The organism is Duganella sp. GW821-FHT01E12, from assembly GCF_059422325.1.
Genome location: NZ_JBWKWR010000010.1, coordinates 140,507 through 156,976, shown reverse-complemented (window position 1 = coordinate 156,976; position 16,470 = coordinate 140,507). Strand labels below are relative to the sequence as shown.

The following is a 16,470-nucleotide window of genomic DNA, read 5'->3' as shown; positions in this document are numbered from 1 at the left end:
CTCGTAATGTCTGTCCGTACTTATGCGGGCAGACTGTAATGGGTATTCCATAATGCCAGATACGCGGCCTGCTCTGCATCCCAGCGCTCGTCGCTCCAGCCCAGCTCCGGCTGGCAGATGGCACGCAGGCGACCGAGTATCTCCACACCGCCGCCGCGCAGCTGGATGCCGATGCGGCTGCGGCGCAGCATCAGGTCTTCCAGCTTCTGCACCGACTCGCAGCGCGCCGCCCAGCGCAGCTGCGCCCATATGGTCTCCGTGCCCGCGATCAGCGCCAGCTCGCCCGGTTGCGCGGCCGCCACCAGCTGCTGCGCCAGCGCGCCATAGCGCCCTTGCAGGCGCCGCGCCTGCCCCGCAGGCAGCAGCCGCTGATAGCGCAGAACGGGCGTAGTGGCCACGCCGAACACCGGCTGCGGTTCCAGCTTGTCGCGCCAGCCCGGCAGCAGCGTGGCCGCCAGCTTGAGCGCGTCGAGCGCGATCACGCGGAAGGTGGTCAGCTTGCCGCCGGTGACGGTCAACAAGCCGTCCTCCAGCCACAGCGCATGGTCGCGCCCCTCCTTCGACGGATCGGCCTTGCCGCTGTCGATCACTGGGCGCACGCCCGCATAGCTGGCGATCACGTCGCGCTCCTGCAGGCCCAGTTGCGGGAACTGGTCGTGCAAAGCCGCCATCAGATAATCGACTTCGGCGCGCGTGATGGCCGCCTCGTTCGACATGTCGCCCTTGTGATCGACGTCCGTTGTGCCGACCAGCGTCACGCCCTCCCACGGAAAGGCGAACACCGGTCGGCCATCCTGCGGATGCATCAAGCTGATTGCCTGCGCCAGCGGCAGGCGCCAGGCCGGCAGCACCAGATGGCTGCCGCGCAAAGGCCGCAGCCGTGGCTTGGTGCCGCGCACCGCCGCATCGCCCTGCATGCGCAAGCCGTCCGCCCAGGCGCCGGTCGCGCTGATGACCAGCCGCGCGCGCACCTCGTGCTGCACACCGCCCACGCCATCGAGCACCCGCACACCGCGCACCGCGCCGTCGGTTCGCAGCAGCGACTCCACCGCCATATAATTGACCGCCACGCCGCCATGCTGCTGCGCCTCCTGCAGCACGCGCATCACGAGCCGCGCATCGTCCGTCTTGGCGTCGGTATAGACCATGCCGCCTTTCAGATTAACGGTCGACACGTTCGGCGCCAGCGCCTTGAATTCGTTCAGGCCGTAGTAATGGCGGGCCTTCTGCCCCGCCATCCGGTCGTAGATCGCCAGCCCAAGCAGGAACATGCGCTTGCCGGGCTTGCGTCCCTCGAACTCGCCGAACGCAAAACTCTGCGGCTCCACCAGCCCCGCCGCCTGCTGCAGCAGGTGCTGCCGCTCGTGCACCGACTCGCGCGTCAACGCGAACTGGCCTTCCTTCAGATACCGCAGACCGCCATGCACCAACTTTGACGAGCGGCTCGACGTACCCCAGGCAAAATCCCGCTGCTCCACCAGCAACGCCTTCAAGCCGCGCCGCGAAGCCTCCAGCAGGATGCCCGCCCCGGTGATGCCGCCGCCGATGACGATCAAATCCCATTCGCGCTCCAGCACCTCCCGCAGGCCGGCGCGCCCGCCGCTGCGCCACAGCGCCATCATGGCAGCAGCTTCCCGGGATTCATGATCTGCTGCGGATCGAAGTGCGCAAACAAAGCCTGCATCGCCGACAGCCCCAACTCGCCCTTCTCCGCCACCAGGTACGGCGCATGGTCGCTGCCGACGCCGTGCTGATGGCTTATCGTGCCGCCATTCTCGACGATCGCCATGCTAACCGCGTGCTTGAGCGTGCGCCAGCGCGCCAGGTCATGCTCGTAGCTGCCCGCCAGCCGGTAGACAAAGGTCGTATAGACGCTGGCGCCCTGCGCATAAAGGTGCGACAGGTGCGTATAAGCGTGAACCTGCTCGCTGTACTGCGACAACGCATCGGCGGCCGCCGCCTCCACCGCCCGCATCATGGCGCCGACACGCGGCCAGTCCACCGCCGTCTCCACCGTGTCGATCGCATAGCCGTGCTGCCAGGCCGTGTTGCGCAGGTAGACATTGCGGAAGCGGTTCTGCTTCCACTTGTCGCCCATCTTGCGGCCGATATGCACGCCGCCGTGCGGCGCCGCGAGCACCAGCGCATCGCGCAGCGCCGCCTTGGCCGCCGCCTTGCGCCCGCTCACGCCTATCATCAGCATGCACTTGCCGTCCTTGCAGCCGCGCCAGGACAGGTAGCGCTCCAGCGCGGAGATCAGCTTCTTGTGGCCGGCCAGCGCCAGCATGGTGGTCGTCTCCAGCGGATTGGACAAGCGCAGCATCGACAGCGACAAGCCACCCTGCACCACCTGCCGCACCGCCGCTTCCGCAGCCTCCCAGCTCGGGAAGAACACCGCATGAAACGCCTCGTACTCCGGCAGCGGCGTCACGCGCACGGTGGCCTCGGTCAAGATGCCCAGGCGGCCCTCCGAACCGAGCACCATCTCGCGCAGGTCCGTGCCCGCCGCCGATGCCGGAAAGGTGGGGATATCCAGCGTGCCGGCCGGCGTCTCCACCTTGCCGCCCCTGAACATCTGCTCGATGCGCCCGTAGCGCAGCGATTGCTGGCCCGACGACCGCGTCACCACCCAGCCGCCCAGCGTCGAATACTCGAACGACTGCGGGAAGTGGCCCAGCGTGTAGCCGCGCGCGCGCAGTTGCGCCTCCAGGTCCGGCCCGAACACGCCGGCGCCGAACGTCGCCAGCTGCGATTCGGTGTCCAGGAAATACAGCTGGCGCATGCGCGTCAGGTTCACCGCCAGCACCGGCTGCGCGCCGGCCGGCGCGGTCAGATGCCCGGCCACGCTGGTGCCGCCGCCCTGCGGGATCAGCGCCACGCCGAACTGCTGCGCATAATCGATCAGCGCCCGCACCTGCTCCGGGCTCTCGGGATAGGCCACGCCGTCCGGCGCCGTCTCGATCACACCGTAGCGCAGGCGCAGCCAGTCCGGCAGGCTCTGGCCCAGCGCATTGCGCAGCCGGACCTCGGCCGACGTATCGATCAAGGCATGCGGCGGCAGCCGCGATGGCGCGATCCGCGCACACGCCTGCCCGAACGCCGCATCCGCCACCGGCGACCCGGCGCCGATGCGCTGCGCCAGAAAGCCCAGCGCATCCTCGTTCAGCGCAAACTCTATCGTATCGTCACCCCAACCGTTCCAGCGTCTCATTGTTTTCCTGTCTGCGTAGCGGAGCGCTTGCTATACTGGCGCGCACCGAGTTTGAATGACAACAGAATAAGATAAGGAACCGACCTGGTATTGCGCTTTCATGACACACGCCTTGTTCGATCATGCCAAGCCCGCGCGCTGACCTGTCGCGCCGCGTAGCCGGCTCCTATTTGCAGCCCCTGCTCGAAGCGGCGGCCGCGCGCGGCGTCTCGGCCGCAGCGCTGGAGCGCGCCGCCGGCATGGCCGCAGGCGCCCTGCAACCGCTGCCCGACTCGCTGCCCGCCGACGACTACGTGCGCCTGCTCGACATCGGCGCCGAACTGGCGGACGATCCGCATTTCGGCCTGCACGTGGGGGAGCGGGTCAAGCTGGGCACCTACAGCGTCTACGGCCTGATACTTCTCAGCTGCCGCGACTTCGGCCAGGCCTTCGACCAGACCATGCGCTACGAGCAGCTGGCGCACGACCTTGGCCGCTCCGCGCTGACCGTGGCGGACGGCGTGGCCCACTACACCTGGCACAGCAACTACGGCCCGGCCCAGCGCCACCTGGCCGACAGCGTCTTCGCCGGCATCCGCGTGTTCGGCAACTGGCTGGCCGGCACCACGCTGCCGGCCGCGCGGTTGACGCTCATGCACGACGGCGGCGCGCCCGAGGCCCGCGACGAATACCTGCGCGTGCTGGGCGCAATGCCCGTCTTCGGCGCGCCGGCCAACGTCGCCAGCTTCGACGCCGCGCTGCTGGCCTATCCGGTGCCGAACGCGGACGTCAGCCTCTACCCCGTGCTGCAGCAACACGCCGAGCAGCTGCTGCGCCAGCGCGCGCAGCACGACAACTCGATCACCCAGCAGGTCCACGCTGCCATCGTCCGCAACCTCGCGCACGGGCAGGTGCGGCTGGCCTCCATCGCCGAAGAATTGAAACTGTCGCCGCGCACGCTGCAACGCAAGTTGAGCGAGGCCGGCGCTACCTTCCAGCAGATACTGGACCAGGCCCGCTTCGCGCTGGCCAAGGACTACCTGCGCCAGCCGGAACTAAGCCTGGTGGATATCGCCTTCCTGCTGGGCTACCAGGAACAGAGCGCGTTCAATCACGCGTTCAAGGAATGGGCGGGCGTCAACCCCGGCGCCTACCGCGGCTAGATCGGATCGCCCTTGACCCGGATGAAGGGACCGATGCACTTGTCGGTGCGCCGCTCCACGCACATCAGGAACATGTCGCCGCTGGGATGGAACAGCAGGTAGCTGGTGACGGCGCGCCCGACCTTCGTCACCTCGCCGAGGCAATCGCGCTTGCCGTTGTCCTTGACGATGGTGTCGACCTCCTTGTAGAAGCCCTCCTTGTCCGGCTGGTCGCTGATGGCGAAGGTGGACTCGGCCACCTCCTCGTTGCTGAACACCAGCGTGGTGCCGTCGGCGCGGATGCGGTAGGTCTCGCTGCAGGAGCCATCGGGTATGGTGATCTGCCACGTGCCGATGACGGGATGGCTTTGCCGCAGCGGCGCCTTCGCGCCGGCGCCGGCCTGCGCCACCAACGCCATCGCCAGCACCGCCCTACTCAGACGCTTGTTCATGGCCCGCCTCCGCTCATGCTATTTTTCCGCCACCGCCTTCATGTTGGCCAGCCCGGCTTCGAAGTCCTTGCCGATCATCTTGTCCATGCTGACCATAAGGCCCATCAACTTGGTGAGGAAGGCGCTCGGGCCGGACATGGTCCAGCTGACGGTGGTCAGCTCGCCCTTGCTCTCCAGCGTGAACTCGGTCAGGCAGTGCGATTCGAACGGCCGCAGGAAATCGAGCTTGATGTCCACCTTGGCCGGCGTCAGGCCGGTGATCTCCATGCGTCCGGCGCCCACCTTGTCGTCGCCTTCCCAGGCATACACCGCGCCCAGATCCTTGGCCGAACCGCTGAAGGTGCGCTTCATGGCAGGGTCCAGCTTTTCCCACGGCGACCACGCGGTCCAGTTGTGGAAGTCGCTGATCAGCGGCAGGATCTTCTCCGGCGGCGCCTTGATGGCGATGGTGCGCTGCACGCGGTAACTGTCTGGCTGCATCGCGGCCAGGCCCAGCACAATCAATACCAGAACAACGACACCGATGACGATCTTCTTCAGCATGATTTCTCCTTGTTTGGGATGCGCGGTTACGCTGCGCGTCTAGCCTATCATGTTTTTTTGGTCAGTCGCACCGGCAACGCGCTGGGCGTCATCGTGAAGGTGAAGCGCTCCTCGGCCGGCGCCGCGCCAGGCACGCGCTCGATGGCGAAATTCTTGACCAGCATGGACATCGCCATCTTGATCTCGGCCATCGCCAGATATCGGCCGGGACAGAAGCGCGGCCCGCCGCCAAAGGGGAACAGCTTGCGCGCGGGATCGTCGCCACTGCCGTTGGCGCCCTCCAGCCAGCGCTCCGGCTGGAAGCTCTCCGGCTGCGCCAGCTCGCAATCGCGCTCCGACGACTGGCGCAGCAGCAGGAAAATCACCGTGCCGGCCGGCACCCACAGATCGCCGATCACCGTATCCTCGGTCGGCTGCGCCGCCATGATGGGCGCCACCGGCTTCAGTCGCATCGCCTCGCGCGTGGCGGCGTCGATGTACCTCAGTCGGTCCAGCAGACGGTAGTCGTCCAGCACGGCCTTCGCGCCCAGGACTTGTTCGCTCTCCGCCGCCATGCGCTGCGCGGCCTGCGGATGGGTGGACAGGAAATCGATCAGCCAGGCCGTCGTATTCGACGTGGTGTCCTCGCCGGCGAACACCATGGTGATCGCATTGCCGACCACCGCCTCGTCGGTCAGGCCGGAATCCGGCTCGTCGCGCGCCACGATCAGCGCCTCCAGCATATTGGACGGCTTTTGCCGCAGCGCCGGATTGAGCTCGATGCGCTTGCGGACCTCGGCGATGAAGCCGAAGATGGCGGTCTGGATGCGTGCTGCGGCGGCGATGGCCTCATGGTCGTCGGCGCGTCTGAGCATCGGCACGCGCCAGTAGGCGAACGGCGACGTCAGGCGCTTGGCCACCATCTTGAACAGGAACTCGATATCGCGCTGCAGCGGATGCTCCTCCAGCTCCAGCGTGTTGATATCCTGGCCCATCGCCAGGCCGATGGTCACGTCCAGCGTGTAGGCCTTCAGGTCGCGCAGCACGTCGACCGGCTTGCCGGCGGCGATAGCCGCCTCCCAGCGCCGGTGCAGGCGCTCGGTCAACGCGCTCAGCGTCGGGAAAAAATTATGGATCACTTCCGGCGTCAACGCCCGCATCACCAGCTTGCGCTGGCGCCGCCAATCGTCGCCCTCCGCCGTGAACAGGCCGCGCGTGCCGACCTCGTTGAGCATGTCGGCGGTGCGGCTGGAGCGGCGCATCGCGTCCGGCCGGTCGCGCAGCAGGCTGGCGATCAGTTCGCGATCCGACGTCGCCAGGATATCCTTGCGCATGATGCGGAAGCGGTACATGGTGCCGAACTGGCGGCTCCAGTCTTCGAGTGCCTGATGCAGTGGCCTGCGATTGATGTCGCGGACATTCCCCACCAGCGGCCGCCCTTTCGGGCCAGGCAAATCGGCGATGCTGCGCAGCTGCGGCGGCGCGACGGACGTCAGTTCCATGGTGTTCCCCCATTTGAATTCATCTCCGCGTACACTATACCCCGAAATGTTGACGATATACTCACTTTATCGGGGAAACAGATGCTATCGCATGTTTATGTGGGGATTAACGACTTCGAACCGGCGTTCGCCTTCTACAGCGCGGTGATGGCGGACCTGGGCGTGCGCCTGCGCTTCAGCGACGCGGCCAAGCCATGGGCGGCCTGGCAGCCGGCCGAGGGCGGGCGGCCCTTGTTCATCATCGGCAAACCGTACGACGGCCAGCCGGCCAGCTGCGGCAACGGCCAGATGATGGCCTTGATGGCGCCGACGCGCGTAGCGGTCGACCACGCACATGCCTCCGCGCTGGCGCACGGCGGCCGATGCGAAGGCGCACCGGCGCTAAGGCCGCACTACCACGCCAACTACTACGGCGCCTACTTCCGCGACCCGGAGGGGAACAAGCTATGCGTCGTCTGTCACGATGCCGAATAAGGCTCGCTGATCACCGTCCCTTGGTGGAAGACGGTCGGCCATGCCAGTCCGCCGTCATGTTGAGCAGGTCTTCGCGGCTGGTGCCAAATTCCCGTCGATGAAAGATCGGCTCGCGGGCACTGAGTTGGCCGAGTATCGCATCGAGCTGTGAGTTCAGCATCGGTCCATCCTATCGTCCGCGCAATTTGGCTTCGACATATTGCAGCCATTTGTCGTTGAAATTGAGCTGGCCATTTGAGCTTTCGATGCGCTCGAAGCTGCGTTTGGTGATCGGCTGTCCGACGAACGCGAGGTAGCTGTGGCCGACGACGAACGTCGGATCGATGACGCAAGCCGTGTCGTTAAACAACCGTCCGCCGCCGCGCTGCCAAAACCGTTCGGCCTGATGGTTGTCGAAACTCTGCTCCTCCTGGTGCTGCGCGGTGTCGCGGAGTTTTAGAGTAAACGATTCCCGAGCCGCTCCGAGGATACGTTTCTGAACCAGGAATTCGTACTCCATTTGCCCATCCATCGGAGTCGCCCTGACGACCGTGGCGACGGACACATCGAAGGCCTTTGCTAGTAGCTCATCAACGCTGATCAACTGCTCTTGCGGCGGCGCGTGGCATGCCCAGCACTGCTGAAAAGACAGCAAAAAAACAAGCACAAGACCAGCTTGGCGGGTTATTTTAAATAATCCTCGAGTCATCGCCTTCGTCATTTCCAATGATTCACTTAAGTTGATTTTTTGTCACTGTCGGTCTGATCACGCCCCAAAAGGAGCCGGTCGGGGTCTTGCAAATTAGCTGACAGCCGCCCAGACCCAACCGGCGTTGCGTGGCCTTATCGTCTATGAAGCAAAGAACTGAGCAGAATCTGCAACTTGCCACACGCCTTTAACTCGGCCCTTGTCATCGATGCCCCAAACATGAGAGAAGCGTACCAATACTGGGGGGCTACCATCGTTTTTTGTAATTTGATAGTGGCCAAGTGCTACGACCGTGTCCCCACCATCTACAAATTTGTCTGGAAAAGCACCAAAAGAATGAACGCGAGCAAGTAGCCGGTGATAAAACCCGCCAAATACCTCGGATATGCCACGATATATTGCGCCGTCTGGAAAACCTGGTGCAACATCCCATACGGGCTCATCAACCAATATTTCTTGTATTAACTGCTGGTCTTTCGATTTTAGCGCCCTATAAAGTGCCTTAACTTGTCGTAGACTTTCAGAATCACCTGGAACTTCATCTAAAGCGGAAGTCTTGACATTATTCATACGAAGCCTTTCTAAGCGAACGTAATATACGTTAATTTGCGCACTGCGGCTTACTGGGCAGTTGCGTAACTTCGCCGCCAACGACGTAAACGGGTAAGCCCAAGCTTCCAGCGACCATGACGCACGAATCGGCCAGATTGCGGTCCAGCGCATGCAACGACACCAAGCCGCGCGCCAAGCCGGCGAGCTGCCATTGCTCGGATTCGGGGGCAGCTCTACTCCATCGACCGCAGGGAGTCGGGTGAAATCAAGCTTTGGCTTATGGATTGACTATGTTTCATAAGGGTATGTAGTTGTTGTTGCACCCATCCGTCAATTACGTGGTCACCATTCTGGCAATGCAACCCCGCGAATATAGTTGAACACAATAACGCATCAACACTACTTTGAGCGCTAAGGGTTTTGATGTCCTCTGTGGCCAAAAGATACGTACGCGTCTCCCCTTCATTGTAAATATTCACAACCCCTAAGTAACCCTGCTGCCAAAATTCCCCAACCCGCATAAATCTGCCTGCTGCCAATGGTGGCGTCGGCTTTTTTTGCTGACTAACAAGAAGTGTATTGAATAGGCTGCTCCATTCTGATGAAACGGCTTCGCCCATTGAGCGGGAAAAAACACGTCCGCGGGCGAATGTGAATTCAACAACAAACACCTTTTCTTTGAGACGGTAAAGCAGCCAAATTTCGTCGTACCCTTCCCCAAAACGAATCATGGCCAATTGATTGATACCGTTAGCGCGCAGTTGTCGTTCCATTGCGCGCGCAGCTTGTCGGGTGTTATCTAAAGTATTAATCAGCCGCGCGACGTCTGCCGGAGCCTGTGCGTCAAGCAAGCCTTGCGGCTCAAGATTCCATACAGCTGTGGGGTCCGCAGCAGCGAAGACAGGACTCGCGAAAAACAAGAAGGCAATTCCTATAAGTGAAAGTAATAATTTCAACGTAATTCTCACGCAGTCATCCCTAATGCCAAATCGAAATATGGAAGAACTAAATCACTGGTACGTATCAGCACTAGCTTTCATTCCCTAAATTCGAGGTTTCCAAAAGTTTCCCATCGATAAGTATGCGCAATCGTTCGCCCGAAAAACCAGCTCGGTGGCTTCCATAAATAGCCTTGCCTATGGCCTCGTAATGCGTGGAATCGTCCGCCTCAATGGAAACGGTAGCACCTGGATTATCTGCGCTCATTTTTTGAAGCGCTTCAGCAACCTCATTTGTCGAGCGCAGCTTCAAGCCATCTAAATCCACACTATCATTTTCGGAAATTCTCAAAACAATAATCTCATTCAAATCGTTGCTCCAAAAAGTGTAATGCTTAGATCGGTGAACGGCAGGTATTGGCCGAACGAAGCAAAGAAGCAGCATATCAGCTTGCATCAATGCAAAGTCCTCACATTGTCACGCCGCCCAGGCCCGCCATCCGCAGCAGACCGCGCAAGGTACAACGAAGCTATCCGAGATGCTTGGCCAGTCGCAGCACGGCTTGATCGATCAGGTGCGTGGGAATCAGGCCCAGTCCAAACACCAGCCCGTTCGGTGGCGCGGCGGCCAGCGCATACTGGCTGAGCGGCTCGATGCGGATACCCGCCTCCGCCGCAGTCGCGACCACCTGCATGGCCGGGGCGCCGTCGGGTAGCAACGCGGCGATATGCAGTCCTCCTTCGGCCGGGATCACCGAAAACTTTCCCGGTAGATGACGCTGCAAGGCCTGTGTCAGGATCTGCTTGCGCTGACTGTAGACCTGGCGCATCTTGCGGATGTGGCGGGCAAGATCGCCATCGTCGATGAAGGCCGCCAGCGTGTCCTGCGCCGCTACCGCGCCGTGCCAGTCGCTGCGCTGTTTCGCGCCGACCAGGGCCGGGCGGGCCCATGCCGGCGCAATGACATAGCCCAGTCGCAGGCCCGGAAACAGGCTCTTGGAGAAAGTTCCGACATAAAACACCGAGTCGGCGCGGTCCAGGCTTTTCAGCGCGTCCAGCGGCCGCGACGAATGGCTGAACTCGCCATCGTAATCGTCTTCGATGATCAAGCTGCCGTGTTCACGCGCGAATGCCAGCAAGGCCATGCGGCGTTGCAGCGACATGGCCTGCCCCATCGGAAACTGGTGGGATGGCGTCACGCAAATCAAGCGCGCGTCGGCCGGTATGCAATCGACCACCATGCCTTCCGCGTCGACCGGCACCGGGACCAACACCGCGCCGGCGCTTTCCAGCGCCCAGCGCAACGGCGGATAGCCAGGATCCTCGATCGCCACCTTGGTCACGCCCGGCTCGACAAAGATGCGCGCCAGCAGGTCGAAGGCCTGCTGCGCGCCCGAAGTCACCAGCACATCGGTGCCGCTGCAGGCCACGGCACGGGCAAACGACACATGCTTGGCGATGGCGGCGCGCAGCGCGGGCCGCCCTTCCGGCGCCGCATATTCGGCCGGCGCCCGCTCCAGCTGGCGTAGCGAACGTCCATCCAGGCGGCGCCAGGTATCGAAGGGAAACTGGGTGGTATCCGGCAGCCCCACCACAAAATCGAACTCGAACCGCGCCGCCGGCGAAGGTCGCAGCACGGTTGGCTCCTTGCGCCAGCGCGGCAACAGCAAGGGCGTCCGGTCGGCCACGACGTTCGCTACGGCGGACGGGTCGGCCAGGTAGATGTCCGACACAAAGGTGCCGCCGCCGGCGCGCGCCGCGACCAGCCCTTCGCTCAGCAACAAGTCGTACACCGCCATCGCACAATTGCGCGAAACACCGCAGTGCTCGGCCAACGTGCGCGAACCGGGCAATCGCAAGCCGGCCGACAGCCGGCCATCGACGATGGCAGTCCGCATTTGCTGGTGCATGGAACGCAGGATTTGCCGGGAGCCACGCTCCGGCAGCGCAAGGGTAATCGGAAGAACTGGCTCCATCGGGACCTGTCGTGGTTGAAATAGCCGGCACGAAAACCTCCCAACCGGCACCCTGAAATTCGCCCGGACTGGCTCTGCCGCCTATGTCCCTGGCTTGCGACACTGTACACCTCTTCAATTCATTCACCAACAACATGCCGTCAAACCTGCTCCGCCTCTTTGCCAGCCCCGCGTTGCTGACAGCGATGGCGCCCGGTCATGCCGCCGATGCCCCCACGATGTATGGCACGGTGACCGCCGGGCTGTCTTATATCGACCATATCGGCGCAAACAACGAGCATGTGGCGCGCGCCTCGAACAGCGAATGGGGCACCAGCCTGATCGGCGTGCAAGCGGCCGAGGCCTTGACGTCCGATCTGCGAGCACTCACCCGGCTTGAAAGCGGCTTCAACACGGCCACCGGCACCGTCGGCGGCGACGGCATGCTGTTCAACCGCTACGCCACGCTCGGCGTGGAAAGCAACAGCTGGGGCAAGCTGGAAACCGGCCGCTCCATGGCTTATAGCAACGACGTCTGGTATATCGATCCGATGGGCCTGAACTGGTCCGGCTCCGCCACGCTGACCAAAGGCCATAGCTGGAATGCCTGGTCCCATACCGTCGGCTATCGCAGCGCGGGACAGGAAGGCCTGGCCGTCGGCCTCCAAACCACCGTGGGCGGGCGCGCCTGCCGCAGTACCGCTGGCGTACTCAGCTACCAACGGGGAGGCCTGGATCTCCGGGCGATTTACGATGAAACCCGCGACAAACAAGGACATTTGTCGGACTTGTTCGACGCGTCGCGCGAATTGATCGTCGGAGCCCGCTATGAGCAAGGCCACAACTCCTGGTTTGCCGCCTACAACATCGTGCGCGCGCCCGATGCCGCCGCCGGCAGTGACACGTCGATGCAGCATGTGTGGGCCGGGGTTAACCGCAAGGTCGGCGCCAGCGATCTGCTGCGCCTCGGCATCTACGGTGCGCGGACCAACGTGTCCGACGCCCGCGGCCTGCTGCTGAGCGGCGGCTGGGAACACAGCTTCGCCCCGGCGCTCACGCTATGGGCCACGGCCGCCGTGGTGCGCAACAGCCGGGATGCCGCCTTCCCGGTGGCGGCCTACTGGCAAGACTTGCCGGCCCCGGGTGCGACCCAACACACCGTGAACGGTGGCCTGATCTACACCTTTTGAAGTCCCATCACTTATTGGAAAGGCAGGAAACATGAAAACCGAACAAAACACGACGCTGGGTCCCGAGTGGATCATTGAAGGAGAGGGAAAATGGTCACGGCCCTTGCAATTCCTGCCCGGCGACGCAGGCTGGGTGGAACTGATGCGGCTTGCGCCTGGCGTCAAATTGGGCCTGCACCGGCACACCGGCCATGTGCATGCCATCAATCTCGAAGGATACCGGCAGCTGGGAACGGGCGAACAGCTTGGCCCGCACGCCTATGTGTACGAACCCGAGGGCAACGTCGACTGGTGGCAGGCCATAGGCGACACTCCGCTGCTGGTCTTTGTCGTGGTCACCGGAACCGTGGAGTACCTGGCGCCGGACGGTTCCGTGCTGCGCCGGATTACCGCGCAGGACCGGAGACAGGATTATCTCCGCCACTGCATCAAGCATGGACTGCAGCCGGTTCTGCTGGACCAATCCGACGGAAGCGCCGAACCCGTAACCGGATAAGTCAGGCCAGCGCTTCCTTCGCGGCCTGCTCCGGCGTCAAGCCGTCGTAGAACAGGTCCGTGAACCACTCGACCTGCTCCTCGATATGCTCCTGCGCCTGCTCCTGCGTTGCGCCGCCCTTCACCAGGAAACCCTCCACTTCGATACACCAGTTGATCAACTCCAGGGTTTCCGGGTCCAGCTCTTCTTTTTTCTTTGCCATGATAATTCTCTACATCGTGATGGATACAAGCCGCCAGTGTAACAGGCGGCCCGCTTACTTCGCCGGATACAGCACCACCTGCACGTAGTTGTTCATGTCGAAGTAGCGCGTGGCCGTGTCCTTCAGCTCCGCCGCCGTCAGCGCTCCCACGCGCGACTCGTAGGTCAGCACTTCCTCCGGATCGGTCTTGTTGAAGAAGGCGTTCATCAACACCCCCATCCAGTAGCCGTTCTCGCGCAGGCCCCGTCGATAGTTGGTGATCCACGAAGCCTTTACCTTGGCCAGGTCCGCATCCTCCGCGCCGTTCTCCTTGATCTTGTCGATCTCCGCGAAGGTGGCCGCCAGCACCTTGTCCACATTCTCCGGCGCGCACGGCAGGTTGGCCGTGATCGAATAATTCTGGTAAGGGATGCGCTCCATGTTGCCGCGCACGCCGCCGCTGTACATCGCGCCCATCTTCTCGCGCAGCACCTCGATCAGTTTGATGTTCAGCACCTCGATCAGCGCCTGCATCCGCATGCGCTCCTGCGCCGAATACTGCGCCTCGCCGGTGAAGGACAGCGAGATCGTGCTCTTCGGCTCGGACCCCGCATGCACTTCCTTCTTCACCACGCCGCGCACCGGCCGCACGCCTTCGTCCTTGAAGGCCACCGGAATCTCCCCCACCGGCAGGCTGGCCAGATAGGTGGCGATCAGGGGCTTGATCTTCTCCACATCGAAGCTGCCCGTCACGAAGAAGGTGAAGCCCTTGGCGCTGGCCATGCGGCTGGTGTAAAGGTCCACCACGCGGTCCAAGCCCAGTTGGTCGAAATCGGCCGGCTTGGGCGCGCGCTGCACGCGCGGGTTGTTGTTGTACAGCGTGGCCGTGATGGCGTCGCCGAAGACCGACTCCGGCCGCGCCAGATTGTTCTTCGCCAGTTCGCGCTGGCGGTCGACGTAGGCGCTGTAGATGGCGGGGTCCTTGCGCGGCTGCGTCATGTTCAGGTACACCAACTGCAGCATGGTCTCCACGTCGCCGCTGCCGGAGCCGCCGCTGACCGTCTCGTTGATCGAACTGACGCTGGCGTTGGCGCCCGCCGTCTTCCCGGCCAGTACCTTCACCAGATCGCTCGGCGTGTAATCGCGCACGCCCATCTGATGAACGATATTGCTGGCGTAGCGCGCGTTGAACAGATCCTGGTCGGCGAACAGCGACCAGCCGCCGTAACGCAGGCCGGCCAGTATCACCTGGTCGTTATTGAAGTCGGTGGGCTTGAGCACCACCTTGACGCCGTTGCTCAACACAAGCTCCGTCAATCCCAGCTTGGCGTTGACGCTCTCGCTGACGATGCTGCCGGCTTTGGGCGGCGCCGCCATCAGCTGGGTGGCGTAGACCTTTTCCTCGCGCGCCCTGACGCCGATCTTCTCGGCCGCGCTGGCGGTGGCCAGCAGCTCGCCGGCCTTCGGCGCCGGCACGCCGGCCACCTCGGTGCCGGTATAGATCACCAGCTTGTTCTGGTTATCCGGAATGGCCGCGCGCACGGCGGCATTCACCTCCGACAGCGTGATGCCCGGTATCAGCTCGTTGGCGTAGCGGTACTCCATCGCCACGCCGGGGATCGACTCCTTGTCGAGGAAGTTGCGGATGTATTCCGCCGCATAGCCGGACGAATCGGATTTATCGCGCTCGTTGTACATGCGCTCGTAGTTGCGCAGCATGCCCTTCTTGGCGCGCTCCACCTCCGACGCGGTAAAGCCGTACTGGCGCGCGCGCTGGTCTTCCTGCACCAGCGCGTTGATGGCCGGCGTCGCGCCGCCCTTGCCCAGCACCGCGCCGGCGCCGAACGAGCGGTAGCCCCGCATCACGGAGCTCATGCCGCTGCCGCCTTGCAGGAACGGCGGGTCGACTTGCTGCGTCAGCTCGTGCATGCGCTGGCTCAGAATAAAGCTGTACATGTTCTCGATCAGCTTCTGGCGATAATCGGCGATGGTGGTACCGGCCGTCCACTCCTTGACCGGATAGCGGATAAACACCGTGTTCGCGCCGATTTCCTTGTCCGTAAAGACCACGCCCTCGGATTCCGAACGTTCCGGGATCTTGGCGTATTCGCGCGGCCGCTCGTTCTGGGGATTTTTCAGCCCGCCGAAATGCTGCGTCACGAGCTGCTCCGCATCGGCCGGTTCGATATCGCCGACCACCACCACCGCCATCAGGTCGGGGCGATACCAGTCGCGGTAGAAGCGCTTGACCGCGTCGTAGTTGAAGGTCTTGAGGATGTCCTCTTTCCCGATCGGCATGCGCTGCGCATAGCGCGATCCATTCAGTACCTTCGGCAGCAGCACCTTGTTCATGCGGTCGTCCACGCCTTTGCCGAGCCGCAGTTCCTCCAGCACGATGCCACGTTCGCTGTCGATGTCGGCGTCGTTGAGCGAAAGGCCGTGCGCCCAGTCCTCCAGCACCTGGAAGCCCTGCTTCACCACCTCCGGCTTATCGGTGGGCAGCGGCAGGATGTAGACCGTCTCGTTGAAGGTGGTGTAGGCATTCAGGTCGGCGCCGAACTTCACGCCTATCGACTGAAGGTAGGACACCAGCTCGTTGCGCTTGAAATGGGTGGAGCCGTTGAAGGCCATATGCTCGGTGAAGTGCGCCAGACCTTGCTGGTCGTCCTCCTCCAGGATCGAGCCGGCCTTCACCACCAGCCGCAGCTCCAGCTTCTTCTCGGGGCGGGTATTTTTCTGCACATAGTAGGTCAAGCCATTGGCCAGCCGGCCCACCTTGACCTGCGGGCCGACCGGTATCGGATCGCTCAAGTTCAACGGCGGTGGATTGTCGGCTTGCGCCATGAAGGAACACGCCAGAAGGACGGCGGCGGAGGCGCTACGCATTGTCATCAGCTTCATACCCGTTGCATAAAAAAGAAGAAAAAAGCCACCATACACTGAAATCCTTAATTTGGGCTAGAATCCTTCCTCGCCTGCCAGCCGGCAGGTATTAACGACGTCTTCGGGGCGGGGTGCGATTCCCCACCGGCGGTAAGGCCAGCGATGGCCAAGCCCGCGAGCGCTCTCGCAAGAGGGGTCAGCAGATTTGGTGTGATTCCAAAGCCGACGGTATAGTCCGGATGAAAGAAGATGTGCGGTGACGCGGCCACCCGCCCGAGCGATCGGTGCGGCGGGCCGCGCGTATT

The 16,470-nt window shown here is 62.9% G+C and carries 17 protein-coding genes and 1 riboswitch; of the genes, 4 read left to right on the top strand and 13 right to left on the bottom strand.

The window, feature by feature from the left end:
- Window positions 1–20 precede the first annotated feature (20 nt).
- Both AC07WS_RS24115 and AC07WS_RS24110 read right to left on the bottom strand, forming a co-directional pair.
- On the bottom strand, window positions 21–1,622 hold the full coding sequence (locus tag AC07WS_RS24115; protein WP_494731511.1) for a glycerol-3-phosphate dehydrogenase/oxidase: 1,602 nt from the start codon (window positions 1,620–1,622) through the stop codon (window positions 21–23).
- Window positions 1,619–3,211 carry an FAD-binding oxidoreductase gene (locus tag AC07WS_RS24110; protein WP_494731510.1) on the bottom strand — a complete coding sequence of 531 codons (1,593 nt, stop codon included), beginning with the start codon at window positions 3,209–3,211 and terminating at the stop codon, window positions 1,619–1,621. The genes AC07WS_RS24115 and AC07WS_RS24110 overlap by 4 nt, the downstream gene beginning before the upstream one ends.
- Before the next feature lie 122 nt (window positions 3,212–3,333).
- Here AC07WS_RS24110 and AC07WS_RS24105 point away from each other — a divergent pair, with 122 nt between their 5' ends.
- Window positions 3,334–4,353: an AraC family transcriptional regulator gene (locus AC07WS_RS24105; RefSeq protein WP_494731509.1), complete on the top strand. Its 1,020-nt coding sequence runs from the start codon at window positions 3,334–3,336 to the stop codon at window positions 4,351–4,353.
- On the opposite strand, the gene AC07WS_RS24100 is transcribed toward AC07WS_RS24105, so the two are convergent.
- Genes AC07WS_RS24100 through AC07WS_RS24090 form a run of 3 tightly spaced genes read right to left on the bottom strand, consistent with a single transcriptional unit; the run spans window position 4,350 to window position 6,808 of the window.
- Complete coding sequence (locus tag AC07WS_RS24100) at window positions 4,350–4,784, bottom strand: hypothetical protein (RefSeq protein ID WP_494731508.1); 435 nt, start codon at window positions 4,782–4,784, stop codon at window positions 4,350–4,352. The two genes, AC07WS_RS24105 and AC07WS_RS24100, sit on opposite strands and share 4 nt — an antisense overlap.
- Before the next feature lie 18 nt (window positions 4,785–4,802).
- A complete protein-coding gene (locus AC07WS_RS24095; RefSeq protein ID WP_494731507.1) occupies window positions 4,803–5,327 on the bottom strand; it encodes an SRPBCC family protein in 525 nt (174 codons plus the stop codon).
- Between the two features lie 47 nt (window positions 5,328–5,374).
- On the bottom strand, window positions 5,375–6,808 hold the full coding sequence (locus AC07WS_RS24090) for a cytochrome P450 (protein ID WP_494731506.1): 1,434 nt from the start codon (window positions 6,806–6,808) through the stop codon (window positions 5,375–5,377).
- A gap of 81 nt (window positions 6,809–6,889) precedes the next feature.
- On the opposite strand from AC07WS_RS24090, the gene AC07WS_RS24085 reads away from it, so the two are divergent.
- A complete protein-coding gene (locus AC07WS_RS24085) occupies window positions 6,890–7,282 on the top strand; it encodes a VOC family protein (protein ID WP_494731505.1) in 393 nt (130 codons plus the stop codon).
- A gap of 10 nt (window positions 7,283–7,292) precedes the next feature.
- On the opposite strand, the gene AC07WS_RS24080 is transcribed toward AC07WS_RS24085, so the two are convergent.
- The 6 genes from AC07WS_RS24080 to pdxR form a co-directional block, all read right to left on the bottom strand.
- Window positions 7,293–7,442: a hypothetical protein gene (locus tag AC07WS_RS24080; protein ID WP_494731504.1), complete on the bottom strand. Its 150-nt coding sequence runs from the start codon at window positions 7,440–7,442 to the stop codon at window positions 7,293–7,295.
- Window positions 7,443–7,451: 9 nt separating this feature from the next.
- Complete coding sequence (locus AC07WS_RS24075; protein ID WP_494731503.1) at window positions 7,452–7,982, bottom strand: hypothetical protein; 531 nt, start codon at window positions 7,980–7,982, stop codon at window positions 7,452–7,454.
- A 129-nt stretch (window positions 7,983–8,111) separates the two neighbouring features.
- Entirely contained in the window at window positions 8,112–8,540 is a 429-nt protein-coding gene (locus AC07WS_RS24070) for a nuclear transport factor 2 family protein (protein ID WP_494731502.1), read from the bottom strand.
- A gap of 215 nt (window positions 8,541–8,755) precedes the next feature.
- Window positions 8,756–9,478: a hypothetical protein gene (locus AC07WS_RS24065; protein WP_494731501.1), complete on the bottom strand. Its 723-nt coding sequence runs from the start codon at window positions 9,476–9,478 to the stop codon at window positions 8,756–8,758.
- A 73-nt stretch (window positions 9,479–9,551) separates the two neighbouring features.
- Window positions 9,552–9,830, bottom strand: coding sequence for an ExbD/TolR family protein (locus AC07WS_RS24060; RefSeq protein WP_494731500.1), 279 nt, complete (start codon window positions 9,828–9,830; stop codon window positions 9,552–9,554).
- A gap of 160 nt (window positions 9,831–9,990) precedes the next feature.
- A complete protein-coding gene (pdxR, locus tag AC07WS_RS24055) occupies window positions 9,991–11,370 on the bottom strand; it encodes a MocR-like pyridoxine biosynthesis transcription factor PdxR (RefSeq protein ID WP_494731499.1) in 1,380 nt (459 codons plus the stop codon).
- A 149-nt stretch (window positions 11,371–11,519) separates the two neighbouring features.
- On the opposite strand from pdxR, the gene AC07WS_RS24050 reads away from it, so the two are divergent.
- Together AC07WS_RS24050 and AC07WS_RS24045 are read left to right on the top strand one after the other, a co-directional pair.
- Complete coding sequence (locus tag AC07WS_RS24050) at window positions 11,520–12,605, top strand: porin (RefSeq protein WP_494731498.1); 1,086 nt, start codon at window positions 11,520–11,522, stop codon at window positions 12,603–12,605.
- A gap of 31 nt (window positions 12,606–12,636) precedes the next feature.
- A complete protein-coding gene (locus AC07WS_RS24045) occupies window positions 12,637–13,101 on the top strand; it encodes a cupin domain-containing protein (protein WP_494731497.1) in 465 nt (154 codons plus the stop codon).
- 1 nt (window position 13,102) lies between these two features.
- On the opposite strand, the gene AC07WS_RS24040 is transcribed toward AC07WS_RS24045, so the two are convergent.
- Window positions 13,103–13,303, bottom strand: coding sequence for a hypothetical protein (locus tag AC07WS_RS24040; protein WP_494731496.1), 201 nt, complete (start codon window positions 13,301–13,303; stop codon window positions 13,103–13,105).
- A gap of 54 nt (window positions 13,304–13,357) precedes the next feature.
- The gene (locus AC07WS_RS24035) at window positions 13,358–16,183 is read right to left on the bottom strand and encodes a M16 family metallopeptidase (protein ID WP_494731495.1); all 2,826 of its coding nucleotides are present in this window, start codon (window positions 16,181–16,183) and stop codon (window positions 13,358–13,360) included.
- Window positions 16,184–16,278: 95 nt separating this feature from the next.
- Window positions 16,279–16,420, top strand: a riboswitch (FMN riboswitch).
- Window positions 16,421–16,470: the final 50 nt, after the last annotated feature.

What these genes read in the sequence shown, in the direction of transcription:
- AC07WS_RS24110 (WP_494731510.1), bottom strand. Translation starts at nt 3,211, where the DNA reads ATGAGACGCTGGAACGGTTGGGGTGACGATACGATAGAGTTTGCGCTG.
- pdxR (WP_494731499.1), bottom strand. Translation starts at nt 11,370, where the DNA reads ATGCACCAGCAAATGCGGACTGCCATCGTCGATGGCCGGCTGTCGGCC.
- AC07WS_RS24085 (WP_494731505.1), top strand. Translation starts at nt 6,890, where the DNA reads ATGCTATCGCATGTTTATGTGGGGATTAACGACTTCGAACCGGCGTTC.
- AC07WS_RS24115 (WP_494731511.1), bottom strand. Translation starts at nt 1,622, where the DNA reads ATGATGGCGCTGTGGCGCAGCGGCGGGCGCGCCGGCCTGCGGGAGGTG.
- AC07WS_RS24045 (WP_494731497.1), top strand. Translation starts at nt 12,637, where the DNA reads ATGAAAACCGAACAAAACACGACGCTGGGTCCCGAGTGGATCATTGAA.
- AC07WS_RS24090 (WP_494731506.1), bottom strand. Translation starts at nt 6,808, where the DNA reads ATGGAACTGACGTCCGTCGCGCCGCCGCAGCTGCGCAGCATCGCCGAT.
- AC07WS_RS24080 (WP_494731504.1), bottom strand. Translation starts at nt 7,442, where the DNA reads ATGCTGAACTCACAGCTCGATGCGATACTCGGCCAACTCAGTGCCCGC.
- AC07WS_RS24105 (WP_494731509.1), top strand. Translation starts at nt 3,334, where the DNA reads ATGCCAAGCCCGCGCGCTGACCTGTCGCGCCGCGTAGCCGGCTCCTAT.
- AC07WS_RS24035 (WP_494731495.1), bottom strand. Translation starts at nt 16,183, where the DNA reads ATGAAGCTGATGACAATGCGTAGCGCCTCCGCCGCCGTCCTTCTGGCG.
- AC07WS_RS24050 (WP_494731498.1), top strand. Translation starts at nt 11,520, where the DNA reads ATGTCCCTGGCTTGCGACACTGTACACCTCTTCAATTCATTCACCAAC.
- AC07WS_RS24040 (WP_494731496.1), bottom strand. Translation starts at nt 13,303, where the DNA reads ATGGCAAAGAAAAAAGAAGAGCTGGACCCGGAAACCCTGGAGTTGATC.
- AC07WS_RS24070 (WP_494731502.1), bottom strand. Translation starts at nt 8,540, where the DNA reads ATGAATAATGTCAAGACTTCCGCTTTAGATGAAGTTCCAGGTGATTCT.
- AC07WS_RS24100 (WP_494731508.1), bottom strand. Translation starts at nt 4,784, where the DNA reads ATGAACAAGCGTCTGAGTAGGGCGGTGCTGGCGATGGCGTTGGTGGCG.
- AC07WS_RS24075 (WP_494731503.1), bottom strand. Translation starts at nt 7,982, where the DNA reads ATGACGAAGGCGATGACTCGAGGATTATTTAAAATAACCCGCCAAGCT.
- AC07WS_RS24095 (WP_494731507.1), bottom strand. Translation starts at nt 5,327, where the DNA reads ATGCTGAAGAAGATCGTCATCGGTGTCGTTGTTCTGGTATTGATTGTG.